Genomic DNA, 23,188 nt, shown 5'->3' on the forward strand with positions numbered 1-23,188 from the left:
CGATGCGCAACCCGAACATCCGACGTCTCGTCACGACGCCTTAGCCTTGGCTTGGAAAGATCGCCAGACAGGAGTCCCATGGCCGCAGAGATCGACGAGGCCGAACGCGCCGCCCGCGCCGCCCACCTCAAGGAGCGGATCTACCTCACGTTCGCCGCGCTCGCCGTCGTCATCACGCTCTCGACCCACGGCCACGTGAGCGCCGGCGAGGCGGCGACGACGCTCATCGTCACGGTGATGGGCACCCTGCTCGCCGTCTTCACCGCCGACCTGATCTCGCACCTCGTCGTACATGAGCGGCTCTTCACGCCGCCCGAGCTGCGGCACGCTCTCGCGTCGAGCTTCGGGGCGCTCAGCACGGTCGTGCTGCCGTTCGTGTTCCTGGGATTCGCGGGGCTCGATGCCTGGTCGACGGATGCCGCGCTGCGCGCCAGCGCGATCGCCCTGCTCGCCTCGCTCATCGTCATCGGCTGGATCGCCGTACGGCGGATGCCGTTGACGTGGTTCCAGCGCCTCGTCGCGCTCGGAGCCGAGGCGGCGCTCGGCCTCGCCGTCATCGGCTTGCAGGTGCTCGCGCACGGGTGATCCTGGCGCGACATATTCGCACACACGCATGTTCCAGGGAGTCAACGCCCTGCCGTGATGGCGGCGGCGCACGTATCGTCGCGGCATGAACGCACAACTGAAGATCGCAGGGCAGAACCCTGAACTGCTGGGCCTGGGGTCCGTCCTCGTCGGTTCGCTTCCCGCCGCACTGATGACCGATGACGCTCCCGACCACTACACCGTCGAAGCGGTGTTCACGCGCAAAGCCGATCGCGATGAGGTCGATGCGATCCAGAGCAGCGAGATGCGCGACCACCTGTCCGCGAACGGATACCCGACGGTCGAGCTGCACGTGGCGGACCGTCGCCTCGAGATCGCGAACACCAATCTGGAAGAGCTTCGCGATGGCCTCGCCTCCGTGCTCGCGCAGCGGCTCGCCGAGATCACGACCGCCCTGCACACGGCCCGTGCGCAGGCGGCCGACCGATTCCAGATCGCCTCCGACCGCGAGCAGGAGCGCGCGGCGCTGGTCGCCGCGCTCGCCGACGCGGTCGTGTTCACCCCTCCCTCCGGAAGCGATCGGTCGTCCGACGACGACTCCCGCATCGAGGACTGGGTCGAAGAAGGAGGCGCCGTCCGCAGCTAGCGGCGACGCCGGAGAAGGAGGTCGTCATGGACGACATCCGCCAGACCATCCGCACCCGTCCGCGCGAGGGCACCGCGCGCGCGACGAGCGCGTTCACCGAGCTGGCGCAGCAGGTCCGCCACCAGGGCCTGCTGCGCCGCCGATACGGGTACTACTGGACGAAGCTCATCGCCGCGCCACTGGTCGTCGCCGTGTGCCTCGCGGCGTTCGTCTGGATCGGTGAGTCGTGGTGGCAGCTCTTCACGGCCGCCGCGCTCGCGATCGTCTTCACCCAGATCGCCTTCCTCGGCCACGACGCCGCCCATCGGCAGATCTTCGTCTCGGGGCGCTGGAACGACTGGATCAGCCTGATCCTCGGCGACCTGCTCGTCGGCATGAGTTACGGCTGGTGGCAGCACAAGCACACCCGCCACCACGCCAACCCGAACAAGCTGGGGTCCGACCCCGACATCGAGTTGCCCGTCATCGCCGTGACGGCCGAGACGGCGGCGAGGCACCGCGGTCCGGTGCTCACCTGGATGCGCGGACACCAGGGCGTGTTCTTCTTCCCGATCCTGCTCCTCGAGGGGCTGTCGCTGCACGCCTCGGGCGTGCGCCGAGTGTTCGCGCGCGGTCGTCTCGAACGGCGATGGGTCGAGGTCGCCTTCCTCGGCATCCGCCTCGGAGGCTTTCTGACGCTCGTCTTCCTCGTGCTGTCGCCGGGCATCGCGTTCGTCTTCCTGGCCGTGCAGTTGGGCCTGTTCGGCTTCTATATGGGGATCGCCTTCGCTCCGAACCACAAGGGGATGCCGGTCGTGCCGCGCGACATGACGCTCGACTTCCTGCGGCGTCAGGTCATGATGAGCCGGAACGTTCGGGGCACTCGCCTGCTCGACGTCGTGATGGGCGGGCTGAACTATCAGATCGAGCATCACCTCTTCCCGTCGATGCCCCGCCCTCACCTCCGCCGTGCGGCGCCGATGATCGCCGAGTACTGCCGCGCGCATGACGTGCCGTACACCTCCGTCGGCCTGCTCACCTCGTACGCCATCGTCGTGCGCTACATCAACCGGGTCGGACTCGGCGAGCGCGACGTCTTCACCTGCCCGCTCGTCGAGCAGCGGAGCCTCATCGGCTCCTGAGCCGCCGCCCGCCCGTTGCCTCGCCTCTCGGCGACTGGAAGACTCGGGCGATGACCTCGGATCACGGCTTCCCCGAACACGTCTTCGATTCGCTGGGGGTCGCGCCGGCGCCTTTCCCTGACTTGATCGGTGGGTCGGTCCGCATCGTCGAGAAGCGCCCGACCGACGGACCGGTGACGGTGATGACTTTGGGCGCCTCACGCCTGCCGACCGACACCGGTGAACAGGTCGAGCTGGCGGTCGAGGTGATCGACGGACAGCAGGGGGCCGCTTTCGCCGCGCTCGAGATCGTCTGCGACGACATCGCCCGCAACCGCCGGGTACCTCCGGTCGGCGCCCCCTGGCGCAATACCGAGCCCTTCCTCTCGGGCACGCGAATCACGGCGATCATGGCGACGGGCTCTCGGTGGGGAAGCTCGTTCGACGAGGTGCGGCACGAGGGTGCCCTCGTCGGCCATGTGCGCACGCTGCGCCTGCTCACCGACACCGAGGCGGCGTTCGCCGCGGCACGCGGCTGGGAGGCGCTGGTCGCCGAAGCGGGCTCGCTCGACGCGCTGCTCGACGTGACCCGTGACGATGCCGTGGCGGCCCCTGCAGGCATCGCCGGCAACCGTCCCGTGTTCCTCTCGAAGCTGCACGCCGAGCATCCGCCCCGCTGGGTCACGTTCACGGGCGCGCACCTGCAGTCGGTCACCGGACTCGAATCGGATGCCTACATGAACGACTCCGCGAACCACGAGGTGTGGTCGGTCGACTCGTTCCTCGCCCGGTTCCCATGGATCTCGGACTTCGCCCGGCAGGCCCTTCCCGGCCAGACGGCGCTGTTTACGGATGCCTCCGGGGCTTACGTGCTCGAAGACGACTAGGCCCCGGGCCGTCGAGGTCTCACTGCGCGGGCAGGCATCCGCCGTCGAGGATGTAGCCGGCATCCGTCAGCACGGCCCGCACGGTGTCGACCGTGAACGTGCCCGCCGTGCGCAGCCCTTCGAGGTCGATGCGCAGAGTCTCGACGACGGCGGCGCTCGCCTCGTGCGTCGCGCTGTCCCCGACCCCCTCGTCAGGATGAGCTTAGGGCTGCGCCCCGGTCGGTGTCGTCCCCTTCGCGCCTGCCGATGATCTCTCCACGGCGGCCTCGGTCGCAACCCAACTGGCGAGCATCTTGAGCTTGTCCTCGGAGGGGGTGCCCGGCTCTGCGGTGTAGGTCGCCATCCGCAGTCCCGGGTCGGCCGGCAGCTCGAAGGCCTCGTAGACCAGCTTGATCTCGCCGACCACCGGGTGGTTGAGTCGTTTGGTGCCGCTGCGGTGATAGCGCACGTTGTGGGCGGCCCACAGCATCCGGAATCGGTCGCTGCGCGTCGACAGCTCTCCGACGAGGTCGCTGAGCTTGCGGTCGTAGGGGTTGCGCCCGGCCTCGCCGCGCATCGCCGCGACGAGGTCTTGCGTGTTGCGGTCCCAGTCGATGTAGAACTCCTGCGCCGCGGGGTTCAGGAAGGCGAAGCGCGCACTGTTCGGATCGGTTTCGGCCCACAGCGGCGAGTACAGCGCCCGACCGAGGGCGTTCGCGCCGAGGTAGTCGAAGTAGTTGTTGCTGACGAGGGCGGGCGCGCCGGTCATCGCATCGAGCAACCGTTGGATGCTGGGGCGGATCGTCTCGGTCTTCTTGCGCGGTTTGCGCGCGACGGGTGAGGCGTTGGCCGCACGGGCGAGATCGAAGAGGTGCGCGGTCTCGGCGTCGTCGAGCTGCAGTGCCCGCGCGAGCGCGTCGAGCACACTGTCGGAGACGCCCGAGAGGTCGCCGCGCTCCAGACGCGTGTAGTAGTCGACACTCACGCCGGCGAGCAGTGAGACCTCTTCGCGGCGGAGCCCCGGCACGCGACGGTTGCCCCCGAACGCCGGGAGTCCGGCCTGGTCGGGGGTGATACGTGCGCGCCTCGTCGAGAGGAACTCGCGCGCTTCGCTGCGGGTGTCCATGCTCCGACCGTACGCCTCGCGGCGCGGCGAAGGGAGGTACTGGCAGTACCGGGGAGGACCGTCACTGCCCCGGATGCCGCGACCGGCGTGTGATGGAGGCATGACCTCGACACGGCACAGAGCGGCGATCCTGACGATCATCCTCGTCAGCTACTTCATGATCCTGCTCGACAACTCGGTGATCTTCACCGCGCTGCCGAGCCTGCAGTCCGAGCTCGGGCTGTCGGCGTCTCAGCTCGCCTGGGTGCAGGACGCCTACACGCTGGTGTTCGGCGGTCTGCTGCTGCTCGGGGCCCGAGCCGGCGATCTGCTCGGCCGACGGCGCGTGTTCGTGTTCGGTCTCGCGGTGTTCGCGATCGCCTCGCTCCTCATCGCCGTGGCGCCCGCCGCGTGGTGGATCATCGCCGCACGGGCGCTGCAGGGAATCGGCGCGGCGATCGTCGCGCCGTCGGCCCTGTCGCTGCTCACGGCGAGCTTCGAGCGTGCCGAGCGCGACCGTGCGGTCGCCTGGTACGCCGCGACGGCGGGCATCGGCGCGAGCCTCGGGATGCTGGTGGGAGGAGCTGCCGCCACACTGCTGAGCTGGCGCGCGGGGTTCTGGCTGAACGTGCCGATCGGCGCCGCGATGATCGTGCTCGCGCCGCGGTTCCTGCCCGAGACCGAGACGGCACGCGGACGCTTCGACGTTGTCGGCGCCCTCACTTCGACGCTCGGCATCGGCGCGCTGGTCTTCGGGCTCCTGCACGGCTCGGAGGCCGGATGGTCCGACCCGATCGCCCTGGCCTCTTTCGCGGCCGCGGTCGCCCTCCTCATCGTCTTCGTGCTCGCCGAGGCGCGGGCCGCGCAGCCGATCCTGCCGCTGCGGCTCTTCCGCAGCCGCACGCGCACCGGTGCATATCTCGTGCGCCTCACCTATCTCGGCGCGATGATCGGGTTCTTCTTCTTCACGACGCAGTTCCTGCAGGGCGTGCTCGGCTTCACGGCTCTGCAGGCGGGGCTCGGCTTCCTGCCGATGACGCTGGTGAACTTCGTCGTCGCGCTCGCGATCCCGCGGCTCGTGGCTCGCATCGGCGGCACGTGGCCGCTCGTCGTCGGCATCGCGCTCACGCTGGCCGGGATGCTGTGGCTCGGCAGGCTCGGCGCCGACAGCACCTACGTCGCGGGCGTCGCCCTGCCGATGCTCCTGATCGGCGCGGGCCAGGGGCTGGCATTCGCCCCGATGACCTCGTTCGGCATCGCCGGAGCATCCGCATCGGATGCCGGTGCCGCCTCGGGCGCCGTGAACACTTTCCACCAGGTGGGCATGTCGCTCGGCCTCGGCATCCTCGTCGCGGTGGCCGCGGCATCCGATGTTCCCGGCGCCGCCCCGGCGGCCGCCCTCTCCGCCGAGGTGTCGTCGGCTCTCACCGGGGCCGCCGTGCTCGTCGGCATCGCCCTGGTGCTGGCCCTCGCTCTGATCGTCCCCGGCCGCCGCCCGGCCGGGGTGCAGGGAGGTAACACCAGCCCCTCCCACTCCCCCGCATCCGTTCCCACACTGGAGGTATGACCATGAATCTCACACTCAACAACGGCGTCACGATGCCCGCGCTCGGCTTCGGCGTGTTCCAGGCGGCGCCCGACGAGACGACGGCGGCCGTGACCTCGGCCCTCGAGACCGGCTACCGGCTCATCGACACCGCTGCCGCCTACGGCAACGAGCGCGAGGTCGGCGAGGCGATCCGCCGCTCGGGCATCGCCCGCGACGAGATCTTCATCGAGACGAAGGTCTGGATCAACGACTTCGGCTACGACGAGACGCTGCACGCGTTCGAGAAGTCGACCGGCAAGCTCGGCGTCGACACCCTCGACCTGCTCATCCTGCACCAGGCGCTGCCCTCGCGCTTCGACCTCACGGTCGGCGCGTACAAGGCCCTCGAGACGCTGCTCTCCGACGGACGCGTGCGCGCCATCGGCGTCAGCAACTTCATGCGCCGCCACCTCGATCGCCTGGCCGGCGAGACGTCGGTCGTGCCCGCGATCAACCAGATCGAGGTGCACCCGTACTTCCAGCAGCGCGACGTGCAGCAGGCGGATGCCGCGGCCGGAACGATCACGCAGGCCTGGTCGCCCATCGGCGGCATCACCGCGTACCGCCCGAACGGCGCATCGGCCTTCGACGATGAGACGCTGCAGGCGATCGGTACCGAGCACGGCAAGACTCCCGCGCAGGTGATGCTGCGCTGGCACCTGCAGCAGGGCCGCTCGGCGCTGCCGAAGTCGGTGCGTCCCACGCGCATCGCCGAGAACTTCAACGTCTTCGACTTCGAGCTCACCGCCGACCAGCTCACCGCGATCGACGCGCTCGACACCGATGTGCGCCGCGGCCCCGAGCCCGAAGACGTCACGCTCGAGACCTTCAGCCGCGAGATCCCCGAAGCATGAGTCGTGCGGCGGGCGCAGCGGGAGCGATGGGTGCGCTGATGGCAGCGGGCCTGACCGGCTGCGCCGCCGCACCGACGGATGCCGTCGACTACCGTGACGGCACCTACGAAGCGACCGGGTGGTACGGCTCGTTGCCCTCCCATCAGGACCTGACGCTGACCATCGAGGATGACCGCGTCACCGAGGTCGCCATCACCGCACCGGCCGAGGATCCGACGTCCCTCGAGCACCAGCAGCGGTTCGCCGCAGCGCTCGGCGACGAGATCATCGGCCGCGACATCGACTCCATCGCGCTCGACCGCCTGGCGGGAGCCAGCGGTTGCTCCGAGGGGTTCATGAACGCTCTGGCCGAGATCAAGGACTCGGCCAGGGCCTGACGCACACACGGAGAATCATGACTTCCCTGAACATCCTTCTCGTCGGTGGCACCGGCAGCATCGGCCGCCACGTCGCCCGGGTCGCCACCGAGGCGGGCCACCGGGTCCGCGTGCTCAGCCGCCGCGCGAACGGCGAGGGCACGGTGCGCGGCGACCTCACCGATCCCTCCACACTCGCCGATGCGGTCGACAGCATTGACGCGGTCGTGTTCACCCACGGCACGCACGGTGGCGAGGCAGGGTTCCGCGACGTCGACTACGGCGGCGTGCGCAGCGTCCTCGCAGCGATCGGCGATCGCCCCGTGCGCATCGCGCTGATGACCGCGATCGGCGTGACGTATCGGGACGGGTCGTACAACCGCACCAGCCATGCGCACGATTGGAAGCGCCGTGGCGAGCGCCTCGTCCGCGCGAGCGGGCACCCATACACGATCGTGCGTCCGAGCTGGTTCGACTACAACGACGACGACCAGCACGAGCTGCACTTCCTGCAGGGCGACACCCGCACCGCCGGCAGCCCGGCCGACGGGGTGATCGCCCGCGCGCAGATCGCCGAGGTGCTCGTCGCCGCGCTGACATCGGATGCCGCGACGAACAAGACGTTCGAGCTGGTCGCCGAGCGGGGACCCGCGCCGACCGACCTCGATCCGCTGTTCGCGGCCCTCGATCCCGACACCGGGATCGACGGCGCCCACGATGTCGACAACCTGCCGCTGGGCGAGGAGCCCGCGAGCGTGCGCGCCGACCTGGATCGGGTGTCGCCCGGTCGGATCTAGCTGCGTCGCCGGTACGGCCAGGGGTGGTCGGGGCCTCGTCGTTTCCCAGCCGCCTCGTCGCGGCGGTACCGGCGCACGGCGCGCACCCCGCGTTCGAGAGCCCACAGGCATCCGCCGATCGCCACCAGCGGCATCGCGTCGAACGGCAGCCGGATGAACTCGGGAGCCAGCTCCGCGACCACCGCGATGGAGACCGCGACCACCGCGAGCGCGCCGACCATGACGAAGAGCGGCAACCTGCCGGCGTCGCGGAAGACGGCGCGGGCCGCCGAGTCGAGCTTGCCGCCCGGGAAGACCTCCCGCGCCGCGCGCGGCAGGAAGCCGATCACGACGAGGACGCCGATGATCGTCAGCCAGTTTCCGCCATCGCCCATGCCTGCCGCCTCTCTCCGGGATGTGCCCGTGAAGGAAGACGAGTCAGCGGGCCGGATGTGACGAGAGGCGCCGGCGCTACCGCTGTCCGATCTCAGCGCACTTGTCATGAAGTGAGACGACAAAACCGCGAAAACTCGCCAGAGTCGTGCTAGTCCTTCCCGCTGATTTGTCTCACGACAGTTGTCAGTATTTCTGGACGTCCGGCGACGGTGACGCACGCGACGAGCGCGCATGTCCACAACCCGTCTGGTCGGCCTCCTCCAGCGCCGGAGTCAAGCGCTTGGGCCGTCAGTGGCAGAGAATACGGGGATGACGTTTCCCTTGTTCTGCCTGCTCCTCGGCGCCGCGGTGATCGCCAGCGGCATTCTGCTCCTTACGCCACTCGGGCGGCATCGCCGGGCGGTCGTGATCACAGCGATCGTCTTGCTGAGTGCAGGGGTGTTGGCCGTTTTCGAGATCGCAGGATTGCTCCTCGAGGTCGTTTTCAGCCCGGATTGGCTTCCCGATCAGAGCTAACGAGTTCAGATCGTCTCTCAGCTCGTGCGAAGTCATCGCGTGGAGTCAGCCGGCCCCTCGGCGCCGGGCTTTTCCCCTCGCGAGGCCGGAGGCCATGACGACGATGATCACGACGGACACGACGGTGAGCAGCCCGCCCAGTCCCGCAACAGTGCGGCCCGGGGTCCCATGCCCCTCGACGAGAGCCACGCTCGGGTCGGTAGCGCTGTAGATCACCGTGACGCTGGAACCTAAAGCGGGCTTCGCGTCCGGCGCCCAGTCGGCCCAGACCGAATGCACAGAGGCGTCGCCGGCGAGGTACTCGGCTCTGAAGTTGTGCGTGCTGGCCTCGGCCCCGTCATTCACTTCGACCACGGTTCCCGTCGCGCGCGAACCGTTCGCGACGAGTTCCCGGTCAGCGGCGTTGAGCATCGAGCCGATCACCAGCAACACGGGCCCGACGACGAGGAGGGCGACGATCACGATCGTCCGGAACACGGGGTGGTACACAAAGCTCCGGGGCGCGTTGCCGGAGTTGCGGGGCATCGTCACGCGCCCATCACATCACAGGCTCATCAGCTCCCATCAAGGACATGCGGATCACAGTCCGGGGTCCACCCCGGCTGCCGCCTGCTTGGCACTTCTGCGCTCGAGAGGGGCGCTTCCTCCCCGCCGATCGGCGCGGAGCAGGTGGACGAGATTTCTCCTGATCCGGTAAGACAGGACACTTGTCTGATCGCACTGGATTTCGTCGTGACGTGAGACATGACTCCCGCGGATTCTCGCGGGAGTCATGAACGGTTCTGAGGTCGATCTGTCTCGCGAGACCGGTCGGTCAGGCCATTGCTTCGCGCACGAGCGCGGTGTCCACAAACTGTTCGAATCGCACGATCAATCCTCCTCGTACGACGAATGCGTGGGCGACACGTACGTCGAGAGGCTTCCCGGTTGCGCGGTGGGTTGCGGTGTAGCGAGCGAGGACGACGACGTTCTCGCCGTCCACGACATAGCTGTCGTCATGCGCCGTCCAGCCGACCCAGTCCGCACCGAGCTTCTCCATCACGGCCGAGGTCACGCCCTCGGGCGTGCGGTAGGTGCCCGCGAGGGGGAAGCCCGCCATTTCCTTCCACTCGACGTCGGGTGCGAGCGTTGCCCGCAACGCGTCGAGGTCTCCCGCGGCGGACGCCAGGTACTGTCTGCGGACCACATCGCGAGGAGACGTGGACAGCTCCGGCGTGGTGTTTTCGTTCAGCCCCATGTCATCTCTCCCTTCGCAACCTTCGGCCCGATCTGAGCTGCGATGAGCATACCCACGGACGGGTAGCGCTCGACAAGCGCGGCGGTGACTGCAGCGCCGTCGGCTGACTGGTCCAAGATCGCCTCGAAGAACTGCAGGTAGCGGCGCGTGTAGTCGATCGCGCTCGCGTCCGTCGCGGTGTCGGGCAGGCGGTGGCCGGGGATGACGATCTGCGGTTCGAGTGCCTGCATCTCGTCGAGGAGCGCGATCCAGGCCGCGCGCAGTTCCGGCGTGGCAGTGTCGGCAGTCCACACGTGCTCCTGCTGGAAGAGAAGCACGCCGCCGAGGACGGCTCGGTGCTCAGCGTTCCAGAGGTAATGGCGATCGGGTAGCGTTGCCGACCCGCCCTTGAGTTCGAGCCGCTGACCGTCGACGACGAGCGCGTCCGCGTCGAGCGGGGCGAGGTCCACGAGGCGGGTCGGGAGGTTCTCGCCCAGCGCGGCCCAGGCCTTGAGCTTTCCTTCGAAGGTGTCGCGGATGTGGTCGATAACGATCGGGGTGGCGACGAGCGCCGCATCGGGGAACGCGTCCGCAACGACCTCGAGCCCGAAGTAGAAGTCCGGGTCCGCGTGGCTGACGAACACCGTCGTGAGCCGCTTTCCCGAGTCGAGGACGGCGGCGACGAGACGGTGGCCGTCGGCGCGTGTGAATCCGGCGTCGACGAGAAGCGCTTCCGACTCGCCGGTCACGAGGACCGCTGATTTGTTCTTCGACCCGGCGGGGAAGTCGAGGTCGAAGACATCGAAGTTCAGGGACATGGTCATGGTTCCTTCCTGAATGAGCTCGTGGTTCGAGCCCGGGCGAGAATCCCTCGCACTCCAGGTCCAACGAAAGCTGACTGCTCAGCTATTCCCGATCTGTCCATGATTTCACGAGGCGAGCATCGGTGCTTCTCTGCGGCGTACGCTGGCGTCGTGGGGAATGATCAGGAGTTCGCATCGGCGAAGGCGGCCGCGAACGATCCGCGAATACTCGTGTTCGGTCGGCTGCTGGGAGCTGCCAATGGCCTGGAGTATCTGCTCGGCACGGCGCTCGAGGAGGCGACCGGCCTGAGCCACTCGCTTTTCGAACTGCTGCTGATCGTCGGCCGCGCGGGCGAAGGCGGGATATCCACGAAGGGCATCGCGCAGGCCAAAGTACTCACCTCGGGGGGCGCCACCCGGCTCGTGCACCGCGGCGTCGAGTTGGGGCTGGTGAGCCGTCGTGCGTCGACCGAAGACAGGCGAGTCCAGATCGTCGAGCTCACCCCGGAAGGTGAGCGCCTCGCCGTCGAAGCGTCCACCGTCCACGCACGCAACATCGAGCAGCTCGTGCTAGCAGCGCTCCCTGCGAACGATCTCGGCGCTTTCGAGGAGTCGGTCAAGACGCTCAGCAAGCACGCCGCGAATCAGCTCCCCGTCATGCCGTGACCGGGGCGCCGGCCGCTCATGAGTCGAATCGATCCCGGCAGTGCAGCCACGGCTATGGCGCCGACCGCCCGCAACGCGCGATGATGTCGTGGCTGGGCAAGTCAATCGGCGGTGAGCCTGAGAGTGTCTTCGGGTGCGATCGATTCAGTAACCTGATCGGGTGATTCTCGCCCCTCGTCGTGTACCTGATCGAGCAGAGCTCGACGTACTCATGCCCGTGTACGGTTATCGCTTCACCCGCACCGGAGGGGTATCCGGCACCGCGGCATCGAGAGACCCGGCCGACATCGCCGCCGCCGAGGCGCTCGGGTGGCCCGTCCGTTCGCCGGAGCCGATCGAGCGCACCGGGGTCTTCAAGCGTGCGGTCGCCGCGGCTACGACGCTCGACGAGCACAGTGTGCTCGCGGCTTTCGTCGCCGGGCTGGGCAGCGCTCCGCGAGGGCGGCAGACGGTGATCTCCTTCGCCTGGGCGCGGCACCTGGCGGATGCGCCCGCCACCCACGACGGTCTCCCGGATTGCGGCCTCGACGCCGTGCCCGCGGAGATCGACATCACCGAAGCGCTCGTGCGTCTGGCCCTGGGCTGGGCATGGAACGAGCTGCCCTACCACTACCTGCCCGATCTCGAGGCGGCAGCGAACGAGGGTCTCCCCCGCCCGACCGAGGAGGATCGGGAGCGTCTCAGCGCCCTGCTCGACGTGATCGCGGCGCAGCCGGAGGGCACGCGAGCGGGTGCCCTGGAGAAGGCGATCGCCCGAGAGAAGATCCTTCCGGGAACCGACAAGTACCAGCGCTACGGCATCCTCATCGGTCTCGCCGAGTTCGGAGTGTTGCCGAGCACGCGCGCCGTCAGCTGGGATCGATTCGTCTCCCACACCGAGACCGCGGAAGCGTGGTCGGGCGGGCCGCGATCCGACATCACCCCGCCGCTCTCCGGCTGGCATGGGGGCATCGACACGGAGCGGGCAGCGCGGCTGCAAGATGTCTGAGCCACCTTCCACCGATGACGCCCTGCGGGGCCTGTTCGCGCGACCGGGCATGTATGTGGGAGCGACGAGCTATCTGTCAGTGGTCACGTTCCTGAACGGCATGTCGTGGGGGATGTCTTTGGCGGGCAGAGACGAAGTCTTCGGGGACGACGGTGCCTCTCCGTCGTTCTACGACTGGCTGTGCGGCCGGGTGAGTGTGGTCTCACATCCCGCGCTCGGCTGGCACCATCTGCCGCTGTTCCTGATCTCCGGACTCGAACGCGATGAGCACCGTCGGCCGATTCTCCCACCTGAGCGCGATGAAGAGGCGATTAGGGTGCTGGGTGAGCTCTTGTCTCAATACCGCAATGAGCGAGGCATCAGAGTCCGGTAGGGGAACCCCAACCGAGCAGCTGACCTTCCACTCACCCTTCGGGCGCGGCTTGCGTGTCGACGACGGGAGTCGATCGGGGGTCTTCGGGATCCCACCCGGAAGCCAGCGCATGACGAACGACGACCCGCACGTCATTCGGACGAATTCCGACCGGTTTGCCAGGCAAACTCGCAAACCGAAGGGTCAACAGTCCTCCAGCGAGCGCCGCGAGTTCAACACGGACGACAGTCGAGCCATAGCCCACGTCCCCGAGTCTGCTGATCGTCCAGTGGAACGTCTGCCCATCAACGTCGAGCGTCCGCCGTCCGCGAAGCGGCATCGTCATCCTCGTCCTCCTCTTCATGTGTGCGCGCCTGTTGGGGGATTGATCTCCGACACCAGCACCCACAGGGCGGTCTCGATGCCGCGAGTGCCTCCGGCCCGGAGGTCGCGGGAGAGGCGCGGGGCCGCCAAATCGATGCTCACGGATAGATCCTCGGGGGAACGTGAGTGCTCCGCGCTACCCCCACGCCCCAGAGCGTGTAGCCGGTCAACCGGGGGCCACTCTTCGTTGCGTCGAGGTGTAGCGATGTCGACTGGGTGATGGTTCTCGCCGGCGTCGCGACGGATCAGTGCCCTTTGGTGGATTGGCCTACGAGAGTGTCCGATCTCGCCAGAGTTGTCGTGACGTGAGACATGACTCCCGCGGAATCTCGCGGGAGTCATGAACGGTTCTGAGGTCGATCTGTCTCACGAGACCTGTCAGGATTTCGCATCCGAACCGAGAGCTCCTCCCTCACCACTTCCTTCGCGGCGCGACAACATCTGGCTGTTTACGCCCGAACCACCCGAATCGCCAGCCGCGTCGGGGGACGTCAGCTACGTCACTCGCGGATCGCTGAGGTCGGTGATCCGCTCGAGCACGGGGCGGTCGAGCTCGATGCCGGCGTCGAGCAGGCGGTCATCGTTCGCCTCCCACTGCTGCGCCGTCCACTCCCCGTCGTCGTGCGGCCGAGGGGAGTCGCTCGGGCGGCGCTCGCCCCGCAGGGAACGCTCCGCGGCTCGGACGATCTGCAGCGGGTCCCTGTCGTCGTCGACGGCGGGCCTCAGCTCGCGCAGCGCCCACGGACGGTCGATCCACGCGAGCATCTTCGCGACGCCGTTCCGGTTCGCGCCGCTGTCGTGCTGGGCGTCGTGCAGGAACGACAGGGCCTCGTCGGCCGTGAACACGTCACGATGGGTGAGTGCCAGTCGCGCGTAGGCGTCGCGCTGCGGGTTGCCGCGGAATCCGCTGATACGAGTCGCGGCCGCGCACCGCCGGACGGCATCGGCGGCCTCGTCGGCGTGCGCGCCCGCCCAGAGCAGATACTCCGCGGCCTGCACGATCGCGTAGGGGTTGTCGGTCGCGAGGTCGAGCCCGCGGATCACCGTCACGGCGCGCTCCTCCATCCCGCGGAGTTCGAGGGCGCGGCACATGCCGAGCACGGCACCGATCAGGCTGTCGGATGCCGGACCCGCGAGCAGCGCGTGCAGTGCCGCCGTGATCTGCGTCGACCAGGCGGATGCCGCGAACGCGATGTGCGGTGACGGATCCGTCGACGGGGCGATCGTCGCGGCGAGGTAGGTGTCGGCGGAGCGCGCGGCGGGAGCGAGGGCCGCCAGGATGCGATCCGGCAGCGAGAGGTCGTCGAGTTCGCCGATCTCACTCCGGAAGGCGGGGTCGACGACGGCGGTGAGGTCGTCATCATCCGTCTCGATCAGGCGGATGACGTTCGACGCGAACAGGACTGACGCGTGGCTGCGCAGGAGCGTCTCGCGGGCGTCGGACGACGCCGGGAACGTGCGGGGAATGTCGGGCACCCAGGCCGCGAGCAGCCGGTCGACGTCATCGCGGGGCGCGTCGGCGCGGGCGAGGATGCCGGAGGGCACCGAACGGAGAACGACGCCGGATTCGGGGATCGCACGGAGATACGCGACAACCGCCACCAGCACCCACGGCTCGGTCTCGATGCCGCGGGTATCTCCGGCGCGGAGGGCACGGAGGGCGCGGGAAAGCCGCGCGGTCGCCGCCGAATCGATGCTCATGGATACATCCTCACAGGGGCCGCGACGACTCGAGGAAAACACCAGAGCCGGAGGGGAACTCCTCACGACATTTCCGTAATCAAACCGTTGCATTCGTTACCTCGCCGTTATACAGTGATCACACGGTGAATGTTTGCTGTGGCACTCACCGAATGTGATTGCAGGACACTCTTGGTGCAAGGGACAAGGGCCGGTCGGGAGCCTCTCCGATCGGCCCTTACTGCTGCCCCCGAGGCCGGTATCCTGTAGGGATGACCGATCGCAAGCTCGCCCTCGCCGCCTGGGAGAGCCTGTTCCGCGCGCAGCACGAGGTCTTCCACGACATGCTCGCCGACTTCGACGGCACCGACATCAGCCAGGCCGAGTACGACGTCATGCTCACGGTGACCCGCTCCCCCGACATGACCGCCCGTCTGCGCGACATCACGGCCAACATGCTGATCAGTCAGCCGAGCGTCTCGCGCCTCGTCGACCGCATGGTCACGAACGGCCTCGTCACCAAATGCGCCGACCCCGACGACGGTCGCGGATCGCTCATCACCGCGACGGATGCCGGTGCGCGCGCGTTCCGCGCGGTCGCCACCGTGCACGGGCGATCCATCGCCGAACGCATGTCGGCCCTCGACGACGACGAACTGCGCACGCTCCGCGCGCTCTCCGACAAGCTGCGCCGCTCCTGATCGCACCTCCCGACACCGGCGGTTGCCCACACGGGGACTTCTCCCCTCGGCATCCGTTCCTGTGATCTGGCAGGGTGGGAGCTGAGTCCCGCACGCCGCGGGAACGCAGACTTCCCCTTCGGGGGATCAGGGAGGTCACCCATGGAGCTCGCCGGAATCGTCGGCATCCTCGTCATCGTCGGCATCGCCGTCGTCATCGTCGTCGTCGTCCTGCTCATCCTGCTGCTGTTCGCACGCAGCTGGATCAAGGTCGCCCGCGCCGATGAGGCGCTGGTCATCTCGGGACGCAAGCAGAAGGTGCAACGCGCCGTCGTCGGCGCCGACGGCACCAGCCGCCCCGAGATGTCGGAGTCGCCGGTCACGGTCATCGTGAACGGCAAGTCGCTCGTCAACCCGATCACGCAGCGCCACGAGATCATCTCTCTGCGCTCGCGCCAGGTGTCGCTCAACGCCGAGGCGCAGTCGCTCGACAGCGTCACGCTCAACGTCGACGGCGTCGCGATCGTCAAGATCGGCTCCGACCCCATCCTCGTGCGCCGCGCCGCCGAGCGTTTCGCCTCGCAGGACAAGGCCATCGAGCAGTTCACCACCGAGCAGCTCGAAGGTGCCCTGCGCGGCATCGTGGCCACGCTCTCGGTCGTCGAGCTCATGCGCGAGCGCAAGAAGTTCTCCGACCAGATCGCCGCCGACGTCTCGCAGGAGCTCGCCGAGCAGGGCCTGATCCTCGACTCGTTCCAGATCAAGGGCATCACCGACAAGGTCGGCTACATCCAGTCGCTGGGTGCTCCCGAGATCCAGGCGAAGCGCCAGTCGGCCGAGATCTCGCAGACGAACGCCGACCGTGCGATCAACCAGAAGTTCATCGCCAACCAGGAAGCCAACCTGGTCGAGCAGACCGCCCTCGACACCAACACCGCCAACGCGAACGCCGGCATCGGTCGGGCGCGCGCCGAGGCGGAGCAAGCCGAGAACCTAGCCCGCGAGCAGGCGCAGCAGGCGGTTCTGCAGCAGCAGGCCGAGAACAAGCAGGCCCAGCTCGACGCCGACGTCAAGCGCGTCGCCGACGCGCAGCGATACGAAGCTGAGACTCGCGCCCAGGCCGAGCTCTACACGCGTGAGCGCGCCGCCGAGGCCGCCGCGATCGAGCAGGTCAAGCAGGCCGAGGCCCGCACCCGCATCGCCGAGCAGCAGGCGCAGGCCGACAAGGCCCGTGCCGACGGTGAGGCCGCAGCCGCGGTCGCCAGCGCGACCGGTGAGGCCGAGGCACTGCGCTCGAAGGCAGAAGCCGAGGCCGAGGCTCGTCGCCTGCGCGCCATCGCCGAGGCCGACGCGATCCGCGCCGAGGGTGAAGCCCGTGCCGCCGCCGTCGAGGCGGAGGCCAAGGCCATCGCCTCCAACCAGGACGCCTTCCTCTCGCAGCGCGTGCTCGACGTGCTGCCGTCGATCATGGCCGAGTTCGCCAAGGGTTACTCGGCGATCGGCAACGTGTCGATCATCGGCGGTTCCGGCGAGGACGGCGCCTCGCACGTCGTCGGCGCCGACAGCGCGAAGGCACTGCGCTCGGTGTTCGACAGCGTGCAGTCGGCGACCGGTCTCGACCTCGCCGGCATCATCCAGGGCCAGGCCGTGGGCCGCGGATTCGGAGCAGGAGTGGCTGAAGCATCCGCCGCCGCCCCCGCCGCCGCCGCACCGACGCAGCGCGTGCCGAACCCGACGACTCCCCCGCCGCCCGCCGACCACGCGGAGTAGTCACCAGCAGGACACAGCGGATGCCGCGGCCGTTTCGGTCGCGGCATCCGTCGTTTCCGCCGTACCCAACTCAGGAAGAACTGGGCCGCGCAGTCTGTTTCCACCCCGATCCAGGCCGATCCCGGCCGGTTTTCCTGAGTTAAGTACACCCGCCGCGGGCCGCACCCCGTCTACTCGCCCTTCTCGACCGAGGCAGACTGGACCCATGACCTCCGCCGCCTTCGACCTCGCCGCGATCGGCGCGGGGCTCTCCTTCGCCTCCGCGATCGACGAGCTCCAGGCGGCGCTCGACACGAGTGCGTCGGTGGTCGTGAGCGCCCCTCCCGGCACGGGCAAGACCACGCTCGTGCCGCCGCTGCTCGCAACGCGATCGCCGGGCCGCGTGATCGTCACCCAGCCGCGCCGCGTGGCCGCCCGGGCCGCGGCGCGCCGGCTCGCTCAGCTCGACGGGTCGCCGCTCGGCACGCGCGTCGGGTTCACCGTCCGCGGCGAGCGCGCGGTCGGGCCCGAGACACAGGTCGAGTTCGTCACGGCCGGGGTGCTGCTGCGCCGCCTGCTCGACGATCCGGACCTCGCGGGTGTGGATGCGGTGATCATCGACGAGGTCCACGAGCGCGCACTCGAGACCGACCTGCTGATCGGCCTGCTCTCGGAGGTGCGCGAGCTGCGCGATGACCTCGTACTCATCGCCATGTCGGCAACGCTGGATGCCGACCGCATCGCCGCCGTGATCGGCACCGATGGCCGGCCCGCGCCGATCGTCGACCACCGGGTTCCCGCCTACCCGCTCACCGAACGGTGGGCGCCGAGTCCCGCTCCGCGCCTCGACGAACGCGGGGTGACCTGGGCGTTCCTCGATCACGTCGCGCGCACCGCGGCATCCGCTGCTCTCGATCTGCACCGCGACGATCCCGCTGCCGACGCGCTGGTCTTCGCACCGGGCGCGCGCGAGGTGTCGGAGATCGCTCGCCGCATCCGCGACACGACCGACGTGTTCGACGTGCGGGAGCTGCACGGTCGGATGCCGGCGGCCGAACAGGATGCCGTGATCCGCGGCCGCCGCCCTACCGAAGAACCCCGCATCATCGTCACGACATCACTCGCGGAGTCCTCGCTGACCGTGCCGGGCGTGCGACTGGTGGTCGACACCTGCCTGGCCCGCACTCCGCAGCGCGACGCCGGGCGCGGGATGACGGGCCTCGTCACCACCGTGGCCTCCCGTTCGTCGAGCGTGCAACGCGCCGGCCGCGCGACCCGGCAGGGAGCGGGGACGGTCGTGCGCTGCGTCGATGAACGCACCTATGCCACGGCGCCCGCGCGTCCGACTCCCGAGATCGCCTCGACCGATCTCGCCGATGCCGCTCTGCTGCTCGCCTGCTGGGGCGCACCGGAAGGCAAGGGTCTGCGACTGATCGACCCGCTCCCCTCCGAGAGCCTGGCCGACGCCCTCACGGTGCTGCACGGCCTGGGCGCGATCGACGACGACGGTCGCGCGACGCCCGAGGGCCGAGCCCTGGCACGCATCCCGACCGATCCGCGGCTCGCCCGCGCTCTGCGTGACGGCAGCCCGGTCGTGGGCTCTCGCCTCGCCGCCGAGGTCGTCGCGCTGCTGGGCGGCGACGTGCGCACGGCGGACTCCGACGTCGCGCAGGCGCTCATCGCCCTGCGGGGCGGACGAACTCCGGACTCTCGCCGGTGGCGCAGCGACGCGGATCGCCTTGAGCGCCTGACGACCTCGGCAGCGGGTGTGCGCTCCGATCTCGACGGTGTCGGCCTGGTGATCGCCCTGGCGTTCCCCGAACGGATCGCCCGCCGCGTCGACCGCACGGCGAACGGGGCGACGTTCCTGCTGGCCTCCGGTACCCGCACGGGAGTGAGCGGTTCGCTCGCGGCCGTCGAGTGGCTGGCCATCGCCGACGTCACGCGTGCGTCCGGGCGCGCGGCAGCCGGTTCGGGGGCGGTCGTGCGATCGGCTGCGATGCTCACCGAAGAGCAGATGGAGCGGGCGGCGAGCCACCTGCTCACCGACCGCGTCGAGGCGGAGTTCGTCGGCGGTCGCATCCAGGCGCGTCGCGAGCGCCGGGTGGGCGCCATCCTGCGCTCTTCGGCTCCGGTGCGCGCGTCTGCCGACGAGGGGCGGGATGCCGTGCGCCGCACGCTGCAGCGCGAGGGGCTGAGCATGTTCGCCTGGTCGGCATCCGCCGTCGAGCTGCGGAGCCGCCTGGCGTTGCTGCACCGGGAGCTGGGGGCGCCGTGGCCGGACGTCTCGGATGCCGGACTCCTCTCGGCCCTCGATTCCTGGCTCGCACCCGAGCTCGACGCTCTGGCCAGCGGTACCCCCGCGGCCCGGCTCGACCTGACCTCGGCACTGCGACGTCTGCTCCCGTGGCCCGAAGCCGGGCGTCTCGACGAGCTCGTACCGGAGCGGCTCGAGGTGCCGAGCGGCTCCCGCGTGCGCATCGCGTATCCGACCCCCGACGATCCGGATGCCCGGCCGGTCGTCGCCGTGAAGCTGCAGGAGTGCTTCGGCTGGGCGGAGACTCCCCGGTTGGTCGACGGCCGCGTGCCGGTGCTCTTCCACCTGCTCTCCCCCGCCGGGCGCCCGCTCGCCGTCACCGACGACCTGACCTCGTTCTGGTCGGGGCCCTATGCGCAGGTGCGCGCCGAGATGCGCGGCCGCTACCCGAAGCATCCGTGGCCCGAGGATCCCTGGGCGGCTGCCCCGACCCGACACACGAAGAACCGCTCCGCGCGCTGAGGCCGGTCGCCGCGGTCAGCGCGTGCGCCGGCGCAGCGTGAGCGAGGCGAGAACGAGCGCGCCGATCGCGAACGCCACCACGATGAGCAGCGGCCCGAACACCTCCCATCCTTCGTCTCCCGCCGCGACGGCGTTGATCGTGTCGATCGCGTGGCTCAACGGCAGCCAGTCCGAGATCGCGGAGAGCACGTCGGGCATCTGGTCGCGGGGCATGAACAGGCCGCCGAGGATGATCTGCGGGAAGACGAGCAGCGGCATGAACTGCACGGCCTGGAACTCGGTCTGCGCGAACGCACTCGCGAGCAGTCCGAGCGCGGTGCCGAGCAGGGCGTCGACGATCGCGACGAGCCCGAGCTGCCAGAGCGGCCCCTCGACGTCGAGCCCGCACACTCCCACCGCGAACGACACGGTGATCACCGCCTGCAGCAGGGCCATGACTCCGAAGGCGAGTGCGTACCCGAGGATGAAGTCGGCCTTGCCGAGCGGCGTCGTCATGAGTCGCTCGAGCGTGCCCGATCGGCGTTCGCGCAGCGTGGTGATCGAGGTGATCAGAAACATCACGATGAACGGGAACAGTGCCAGGATCGCGCCGCCGAACTGATCGAACACCCCGTCCTGGTCGCTGAACAGCCAGGCGAAGAGCCCGACGAGCAGGCTCGGGGCGATGAGCATGAGGGCGATCGAGCGGGGGTCGTGACGCAGCTGCGCGAGCACGCGCCCGGCGGTCGCGAGCATCCGTGCGCCGTTCAACGCGGGGCCTCCGTCCCGCGGGCGCGGCGCGATCGGCGCGTCTCGCCGGCACCAGGACCGGCAGGAGAGACGGATGCCGCGGCCTGATCGCGTTCGATCAGCGTGAGGAACGCGGCCTCGGCGTCGGGGGCGCCGGTCTCGTCGAGGAGTCCCTGCGGGGTGGTGTCGGCGATGATCCGGCCGTCGCGCAGGAGCAGCAGACGGTCGCAGCGGGCGGCTTCGTCCATCACGTGGCTCGACACGACGAGGGTCACGCCGCGATCGGCGAGGCCCCGGAACAACGCCCACAGTTCGGCGCGCAGCACGGGGTCGAGGCCGACGGTCGGCTCGTCGAGCACGACGACCTCGGGCGATCCGATGAGGGCGATCGCGAGCGACACGCGATTCAGCTGCCCGCCGCTGAGCGACTCGACGAGCTGGCCGGCCTGCGCGCGCAGCCCGACCTCGGCGAGCACGCGATCGACATCGCCCTTCGGCGCCTTCAGTAGACCAGCGAAGTACGCGAGGTTCTGTCGCACCGTGAGGTCGGCGTAGACCGCGGCGCCCTGGGTTCCGTAGGCGACGCGGTGACGCAGCTGCGGCGATCCGCCCGGTTCCCCCCGCACCGTGACCCGACCCGCGTCGATGCGCTGCACGCCGACGATCGCGCGCATCAGGGTGGTCTTGCCGCAGCCCGAGGGTCCGAGCAGCCCGGTGATCTGTCCGCGAGGAATGCTCAGATCGATGCCATCGAAGACCTGTACGGGCCCCCTCCGCACCCGGAGCCCCGTGATCTCGACCGCGGCTCCCTCGCCGCCCACCGAACCGCTCATGGTGCGATTATGCTCCGGCAGGAATGCCCGAGCTACCCCTCAGCACTCGATGACGTTGACCGCGAGGCCGCCCTCGCTCGTCTCCTTGTACTTGGTCGACATGTCGAGTCCGGTCTGGCGCATGGTCTCGACGACCGCGTCGAGCGAGACGTAGTGACTGCCGTCGCCGCGCAGGGCGAGGCGGGCGGCGGTGACGGCGGTCGAGGCGGCGATCGCGTTGCGCTCGATGCAGGGGATCTGCACGAGGCCCCCGATCGGGTCGCACGTGAGTCCGAGGTGGTGCTCCATCGCGATCTCGGCGGCGTTCTCGATCTGGCGGTTGGTGCCACCCATCACGGCGGTGAGTCCGCCTGCGGCCATCGCGCAGGCCGATCCGACCTCGGCCTGGCAGCCGCCCTCGGCCCCCGAGATCGAGGCGTTGGCCTTGAAGAGCGACCCGAGAGCCGTGGCCGTCAGCAGGAAACGACGGATGCCGCGGCGGCGGTTCGCCTCGGCGGTCTGCTCCTCGTCCAACGCGTCGGAGGCGGCGAGCGCCCGAGCATCCGATTCGAATCCCAGCAGCGCGCTGCCGACCAGCTCGCCGTAGGGGGTGACGGCGTTGCCCGCCCCGAGGCCGGAGTCGGCGAGGAAGCGCCACCAGTACATGGCGACGGCGGGCAGGATGCCGGCGGCACCGTTCGTCGGGGCGGTGACGACGCGTCCGCCCGCGGCGTTCTCCTCGTTGACGGCGAGCGCGAAGGCACCGAGCCACTCGCCCGGGAGTTCGCGGTGGCCGTCGGCCTCCGAGGCGTCGAGCTGCCCGCGGATGACGCCGGCACGTCGCTTCACCTTGAGGATCCCGGGCAGTACACCGTCGGAGTGCAGGCCGGCGTCGACGCATCCGGCCATCGCGTCCCAGATCGCGTCGAGCCCCGCGGCGACCTCTTCTTCGCTGCGCAGGGAGGTCTCGTTGAGGCGCGCGACCTCGGCGATCGAGAGGCCGTGCTCGTCGCAGAGCGCGAGCAGCGATGCGGCATCCGCGTAGGAATAGGGGAACCCGGAGGTCGCGAGCGCGGCCTCCTCGCCCTCCCGTCGGATGAACCCACCGCCGACGGAGTAGTAGGTCTCCTCCGCCACCGCCTCGCCGTCGCTCGCCCACGCCGTGAGCGTCATGGCGTTCGGATGCCCGGGCAAGCGCGTGCGCGGGGCGAAGACGATATCTTCCTTCGCGAAAGCGACCTCATGGGCGCCGGCGATGACGAGGGGCACCCCCGCGGGATAGTCGCTCCACGCCGATCGCACCGCGGCGGGGTCGCAGGTCTCGGGCGAGAGTCCTCGGAGGCCGGCGACGACGGCATCCGGGGTTCCGTGGCCGATGCCGGTCGCGCCCAGCGAACCGAAGAGCGTGCACCCCACACGCGAGACGCGATCGAGTGAGCCTGCGGCGGCGAGCCGCTGCGCGAAGTCGAGAGCCGCCCGCATCGGTCCGACCGTGTGGGAGCTCGACGGCCCCACTCCGATGGAGAAGAGGTCGAAGGCCGAGACGTACGCTGTCACCCCTCCAGGCTACGCCGGATCGTCGATGTCGGTTCACCTTCATT

General features: G+C 69.3%; 26 protein-coding genes. 15 read left to right on the forward strand and 11 right to left on the reverse strand.

All coding sequences use genetic code 11. The annotated features are described in order from the left end of the window. The first annotated feature begins 78 nt into the window (after window positions 1-78). The 4 genes from ACI2JZ_RS11620 (at window position 79) to ACI2JZ_RS11635 (ending at window position 3,179) form a co-directional block, all read left to right on the forward strand. The gene (locus tag ACI2JZ_RS11620; RefSeq protein ID WP_247623314.1) at window positions 79-585 is read left to right on the forward strand and encodes a hypothetical protein; all 507 of its coding nucleotides are present in this window, start codon (window positions 79-81) and stop codon (window positions 583-585) included. Between the two features lie 85 nt (window positions 586-670). After that, window positions 671-1,192 (forward strand): hypothetical protein, encoded by a 522-nt coding sequence (locus ACI2JZ_RS11625; protein WP_247623315.1) that lies wholly within the window; start codon window positions 671-673, stop codon window positions 1,190-1,192. A 26-nt stretch (window positions 1,193-1,218) separates the two neighbouring features. Next, complete coding sequence (locus ACI2JZ_RS11630; RefSeq protein WP_404597599.1) at window positions 1,219-2,313, forward strand: fatty acid desaturase family protein; 1,095 nt, start codon at window positions 1,219-1,221, stop codon at window positions 2,311-2,313. Window positions 2,314-2,363: 50 nt separating this feature from the next. After that, window positions 2,364-3,179, forward strand: coding sequence for a suppressor of fused domain protein (locus ACI2JZ_RS11635; RefSeq protein WP_404597601.1), 816 nt, complete (start codon window positions 2,364-2,366; stop codon window positions 3,177-3,179). A gap of 202 nt (window positions 3,180-3,381) precedes the next feature. Here the strand turns inward: ACI2JZ_RS11635 and ACI2JZ_RS11640 are convergent, their stop codons facing one another. Continuing rightward, entirely contained in the window at window positions 3,382-4,284 is a 903-nt protein-coding gene (locus ACI2JZ_RS11640) for a helix-turn-helix transcriptional regulator (RefSeq protein WP_404597603.1), read from the reverse strand. Window positions 4,285-4,384: 100 nt separating this feature from the next. Here ACI2JZ_RS11640 and ACI2JZ_RS11645 point away from each other — a divergent pair, with 100 nt between their 5' ends. From ACI2JZ_RS11645 to ACI2JZ_RS11660, 4 genes are read left to right on the forward strand one after another with little or no spacing between them, the layout of a single operon-like run. After that, window positions 4,385-5,830, forward strand: coding sequence for an MFS transporter (locus tag ACI2JZ_RS11645; RefSeq protein WP_404597605.1), 1,446 nt, complete (start codon window positions 4,385-4,387; stop codon window positions 5,828-5,830). Between the two features lie 2 nt (window positions 5,831-5,832). Then, window positions 5,833-6,705 (forward strand): aldo/keto reductase, encoded by an 873-nt coding sequence (locus tag ACI2JZ_RS11650; RefSeq protein ID WP_404598121.1) that lies wholly within the window; start codon window positions 5,833-5,835, stop codon window positions 6,703-6,705. Beyond that, the gene (locus ACI2JZ_RS11655) at window positions 6,702-7,082 is read left to right on the forward strand and encodes a hypothetical protein (protein ID WP_404597606.1); all 381 of its coding nucleotides are present in this window, start codon (window positions 6,702-6,704) and stop codon (window positions 7,080-7,082) included. The genes ACI2JZ_RS11650 and ACI2JZ_RS11655 overlap by 4 nt, the downstream gene beginning before the upstream one ends. Window positions 7,083-7,099: 17 nt before the next feature. Then, complete coding sequence (locus ACI2JZ_RS11660; protein ID WP_404597608.1) at window positions 7,100-7,858, forward strand: SDR family oxidoreductase; 759 nt, start codon at window positions 7,100-7,102, stop codon at window positions 7,856-7,858. Here ACI2JZ_RS11660 and ACI2JZ_RS11665 read toward each other — a convergent pair. Continuing rightward, a complete protein-coding gene (locus ACI2JZ_RS11665) occupies window positions 7,855-8,232 on the reverse strand; it encodes a hypothetical protein (RefSeq protein ID WP_404597609.1) in 378 nt (125 codons plus the stop codon). The two genes, ACI2JZ_RS11660 and ACI2JZ_RS11665, sit on opposite strands and share 4 nt — an antisense overlap. A gap of 310 nt (window positions 8,233-8,542) precedes the next feature. On the opposite strand from ACI2JZ_RS11665, the gene ACI2JZ_RS11670 reads away from it, so the two are divergent. Further along, window positions 8,543-8,749 (forward strand): hypothetical protein, encoded by a 207-nt coding sequence (locus ACI2JZ_RS11670; RefSeq protein WP_404597611.1) that lies wholly within the window; start codon window positions 8,543-8,545, stop codon window positions 8,747-8,749. A 45-nt stretch (window positions 8,750-8,794) separates the two neighbouring features. Here ACI2JZ_RS11670 and ACI2JZ_RS11675 read toward each other — a convergent pair whose 3' ends face one another. From ACI2JZ_RS11675 to ACI2JZ_RS11685, 3 genes are all read right to left on the reverse strand, one after another. Next, on the reverse strand, window positions 8,795-9,274 hold the full coding sequence (locus tag ACI2JZ_RS11675; protein ID WP_404598123.1) for a DUF3592 domain-containing protein: 480 nt from the start codon (window positions 9,272-9,274) through the stop codon (window positions 8,795-8,797). 289 nt (window positions 9,275-9,563) lie between these two features. Then, entirely contained in the window at window positions 9,564-9,986 is a 423-nt protein-coding gene (locus tag ACI2JZ_RS11680; protein WP_404597613.1) for a nuclear transport factor 2 family protein, read from the reverse strand. Then, window positions 9,977-10,789: an MBL fold metallo-hydrolase gene (locus ACI2JZ_RS11685; protein ID WP_404597615.1), complete on the reverse strand. Its 813-nt coding sequence runs from the start codon at window positions 10,787-10,789 to the stop codon at window positions 9,977-9,979. Before ACI2JZ_RS11685 ends, ACI2JZ_RS11680 begins: the two co-directional genes overlap by 10 nt. Before the next feature lie 150 nt (window positions 10,790-10,939). On the opposite strand from ACI2JZ_RS11685, the gene ACI2JZ_RS11690 reads away from it, so the two are divergent. The 3 genes from ACI2JZ_RS11690 (at window position 10,940) to ACI2JZ_RS11700 (ending at window position 12,795) form a co-directional block, all read left to right on the forward strand. After that, window positions 10,940-11,434: a MarR family winged helix-turn-helix transcriptional regulator gene (locus ACI2JZ_RS11690; protein WP_404597616.1), complete on the forward strand. Its 495-nt coding sequence runs from the start codon at window positions 10,940-10,942 to the stop codon at window positions 11,432-11,434. Window positions 11,435-11,645: 211 nt separating this feature from the next. Next, on the forward strand, window positions 11,646-12,422 hold the full coding sequence (locus ACI2JZ_RS11695; RefSeq protein WP_404597618.1) for a hypothetical protein: 777 nt from the start codon (window positions 11,646-11,648) through the stop codon (window positions 12,420-12,422). Next, a complete protein-coding gene (locus ACI2JZ_RS11700) occupies window positions 12,415-12,795 on the forward strand; it encodes a hypothetical protein (RefSeq protein ID WP_404597619.1) in 381 nt (126 codons plus the stop codon). The genes ACI2JZ_RS11695 and ACI2JZ_RS11700 overlap by 8 nt, the downstream gene beginning before the upstream one ends. Window positions 12,796-12,826: 31 nt before the next feature. On the opposite strand, the gene ACI2JZ_RS11705 is transcribed toward ACI2JZ_RS11700, so the two are convergent. From ACI2JZ_RS11705 to ACI2JZ_RS11715, 3 genes are all read right to left on the reverse strand, one after another. Next, window positions 12,827-13,120, reverse strand: a complete 294-nt coding sequence (locus ACI2JZ_RS11705) for a hypothetical protein (protein WP_404597621.1) — start codon at window positions 13,118-13,120, stop codon at window positions 12,827-12,829. Window positions 13,121-13,134: 14 nt separating this feature from the next. After that, on the reverse strand, window positions 13,135-13,260 hold the full coding sequence (locus tag ACI2JZ_RS11710; RefSeq protein ID WP_404597623.1) for a hypothetical protein: 126 nt from the start codon (window positions 13,258-13,260) through the stop codon (window positions 13,135-13,137). A 393-nt stretch (window positions 13,261-13,653) separates the two neighbouring features. Continuing rightward, window positions 13,654-14,859 carry a hypothetical protein gene (locus ACI2JZ_RS11715; protein WP_404597625.1) on the reverse strand — a complete coding sequence of 402 codons (1,206 nt, stop codon included), beginning with the start codon at window positions 14,857-14,859 and terminating at the stop codon, window positions 13,654-13,656. Between the two features lie 251 nt (window positions 14,860-15,110). Here ACI2JZ_RS11715 and ACI2JZ_RS11720 point away from each other — a divergent pair, with 251 nt between their 5' ends. The 3 genes from ACI2JZ_RS11720 to hrpB all read left to right on the forward strand — a co-directional run bounded on the left by ACI2JZ_RS11720 (window position 15,111) and on the right by hrpB (window position 20,046). Then, window positions 15,111-15,539 carry a MarR family winged helix-turn-helix transcriptional regulator gene (locus tag ACI2JZ_RS11720; RefSeq protein WP_247623366.1) on the forward strand — a complete coding sequence of 143 codons (429 nt, stop codon included), beginning with the start codon at window positions 15,111-15,113 and terminating at the stop codon, window positions 15,537-15,539. A 141-nt stretch (window positions 15,540-15,680) separates the two neighbouring features. Next, a complete protein-coding gene (locus ACI2JZ_RS11725) occupies window positions 15,681-17,288 on the forward strand; it encodes an SPFH domain-containing protein (RefSeq protein ID WP_404597626.1) in 1,608 nt (535 codons plus the stop codon). A 205-nt stretch (window positions 17,289-17,493) separates the two neighbouring features. Beyond that, window positions 17,494-20,046 carry an ATP-dependent helicase HrpB gene (gene hrpB / locus ACI2JZ_RS11730; RefSeq protein WP_404597628.1) on the forward strand — a complete coding sequence of 851 codons (2,553 nt, stop codon included), beginning with the start codon at window positions 17,494-17,496 and terminating at the stop codon, window positions 20,044-20,046. A 15-nt stretch (window positions 20,047-20,061) separates the two neighbouring features. On the opposite strand, the gene ACI2JZ_RS11735 is transcribed toward hrpB, so the two are convergent. From ACI2JZ_RS11735 to ACI2JZ_RS11745, 3 genes are read right to left on the reverse strand one after another with little or no spacing between them, the layout of a single operon-like run. Further along, window positions 20,062-20,781 (reverse strand): ABC transporter permease, encoded by a 720-nt coding sequence (locus tag ACI2JZ_RS11735; protein ID WP_404597629.1) that lies wholly within the window; start codon window positions 20,779-20,781, stop codon window positions 20,062-20,064. Between the two features lie 11 nt (window positions 20,782-20,792). Beyond that, window positions 20,793-21,608 carry an ABC transporter ATP-binding protein gene (locus ACI2JZ_RS11740; protein ID WP_404597630.1) on the reverse strand — a complete coding sequence of 272 codons (816 nt, stop codon included), beginning with the start codon at window positions 21,606-21,608 and terminating at the stop codon, window positions 20,793-20,795. Between the two features lie 39 nt (window positions 21,609-21,647). Then, a complete protein-coding gene (locus ACI2JZ_RS11745) occupies window positions 21,648-23,144 on the reverse strand; it encodes an L-serine ammonia-lyase, iron-sulfur-dependent, subunit alpha (protein ID WP_404597632.1) in 1,497 nt (498 codons plus the stop codon). Between the last annotated feature and the right edge of the window lie 44 nt (window positions 23,145-23,188).

It is taken from the genome of Microbacterium sp. NPDC087868 (genome assembly GCF_044900755.1).
GTDB classification, from domain to species: domain Bacteria; phylum Actinomycetota; class Actinomycetes; order Actinomycetales; family Microbacteriaceae; genus Microbacterium; species Microbacterium galbinum.

What these genes read in the sequence shown, in the direction of transcription:
- ACI2JZ_RS11620 (WP_247623314.1), top strand. Translation starts at nt 79, where the DNA reads ATGGCCGCAGAGATCGACGAGGCCGAACGCGCCGCCCGCGCCGCCCAC.
- ACI2JZ_RS11625 (WP_247623315.1), top strand. Translation starts at nt 671, where the DNA reads ATGAACGCACAACTGAAGATCGCAGGGCAGAACCCTGAACTGCTGGGC.
- ACI2JZ_RS11630 (WP_404597599.1), top strand. Translation starts at nt 1,219, where the DNA reads ATGGACGACATCCGCCAGACCATCCGCACCCGTCCGCGCGAGGGCACC.
- ACI2JZ_RS11635 (WP_404597601.1), top strand. Translation starts at nt 2,364, where the DNA reads ATGACCTCGGATCACGGCTTCCCCGAACACGTCTTCGATTCGCTGGGG.
- ACI2JZ_RS11640 (WP_404597603.1), bottom strand. Translation starts at nt 4,284, where the DNA reads ATGGACACCCGCAGCGAAGCGCGCGAGTTCCTCTCGACGAGGCGCGCA.
- ACI2JZ_RS11645 (WP_404597605.1), top strand. Translation starts at nt 4,385, where the DNA reads ATGACCTCGACACGGCACAGAGCGGCGATCCTGACGATCATCCTCGTC.
- ACI2JZ_RS11650 (WP_404598121.1), top strand. Translation starts at nt 5,833, where the DNA reads ATGAATCTCACACTCAACAACGGCGTCACGATGCCCGCGCTCGGCTTC.
- ACI2JZ_RS11655 (WP_404597606.1), top strand. Translation starts at nt 6,702, where the DNA reads ATGAGTCGTGCGGCGGGCGCAGCGGGAGCGATGGGTGCGCTGATGGCA.
- ACI2JZ_RS11660 (WP_404597608.1), top strand. Translation starts at nt 7,100, where the DNA reads ATGACTTCCCTGAACATCCTTCTCGTCGGTGGCACCGGCAGCATCGGC.
- ACI2JZ_RS11665 (WP_404597609.1), bottom strand. Translation starts at nt 8,232, where the DNA reads ATGGGCGATGGCGGAAACTGGCTGACGATCATCGGCGTCCTCGTCGTG.
- ACI2JZ_RS11670 (WP_404597611.1), top strand. Translation starts at nt 8,543, where the DNA reads ATGACGTTTCCCTTGTTCTGCCTGCTCCTCGGCGCCGCGGTGATCGCC.
- ACI2JZ_RS11675 (WP_404598123.1), bottom strand. Translation starts at nt 9,274, where the DNA reads ATGCCCCGCAACTCCGGCAACGCGCCCCGGAGCTTTGTGTACCACCCC.
- ACI2JZ_RS11680 (WP_404597613.1), bottom strand. Translation starts at nt 9,986, where the DNA reads ATGGGGCTGAACGAAAACACCACGCCGGAGCTGTCCACGTCTCCTCGC.
- ACI2JZ_RS11685 (WP_404597615.1), bottom strand. Translation starts at nt 10,789, where the DNA reads ATGACCATGTCCCTGAACTTCGATGTCTTCGACCTCGACTTCCCCGCC.
- ACI2JZ_RS11695 (WP_404597618.1), top strand. Translation starts at nt 11,646, where the DNA reads ATGCCCGTGTACGGTTATCGCTTCACCCGCACCGGAGGGGTATCCGGC.
- ACI2JZ_RS11700 (WP_404597619.1), top strand. Translation starts at nt 12,415, where the DNA reads ATGTCTGAGCCACCTTCCACCGATGACGCCCTGCGGGGCCTGTTCGCG.
- ACI2JZ_RS11705 (WP_404597621.1), bottom strand. Translation starts at nt 13,120, where the DNA reads ATGACGATGCCGCTTCGCGGACGGCGGACGCTCGACGTTGATGGGCAG.
- ACI2JZ_RS11715 (WP_404597625.1), bottom strand. Translation starts at nt 14,859, where the DNA reads ATGAGCATCGATTCGGCGGCGACCGCGCGGCTTTCCCGCGCCCTCCGT.
- ACI2JZ_RS11720 (WP_247623366.1), top strand. Translation starts at nt 15,111, where the DNA reads ATGACCGATCGCAAGCTCGCCCTCGCCGCCTGGGAGAGCCTGTTCCGC.
- ACI2JZ_RS11725 (WP_404597626.1), top strand. Translation starts at nt 15,681, where the DNA reads ATGGAGCTCGCCGGAATCGTCGGCATCCTCGTCATCGTCGGCATCGCC.
- hrpB (WP_404597628.1), top strand. Translation starts at nt 17,494, where the DNA reads ATGACCTCCGCCGCCTTCGACCTCGCCGCGATCGGCGCGGGGCTCTCC.
- ACI2JZ_RS11735 (WP_404597629.1), bottom strand. Translation starts at nt 20,781, where the DNA reads ATGCTCGCGACCGCCGGGCGCGTGCTCGCGCAGCTGCGTCACGACCCC.
- ACI2JZ_RS11740 (WP_404597630.1), bottom strand. Translation starts at nt 21,608, where the DNA reads ATGAGCGGTTCGGTGGGCGGCGAGGGAGCCGCGGTCGAGATCACGGGG.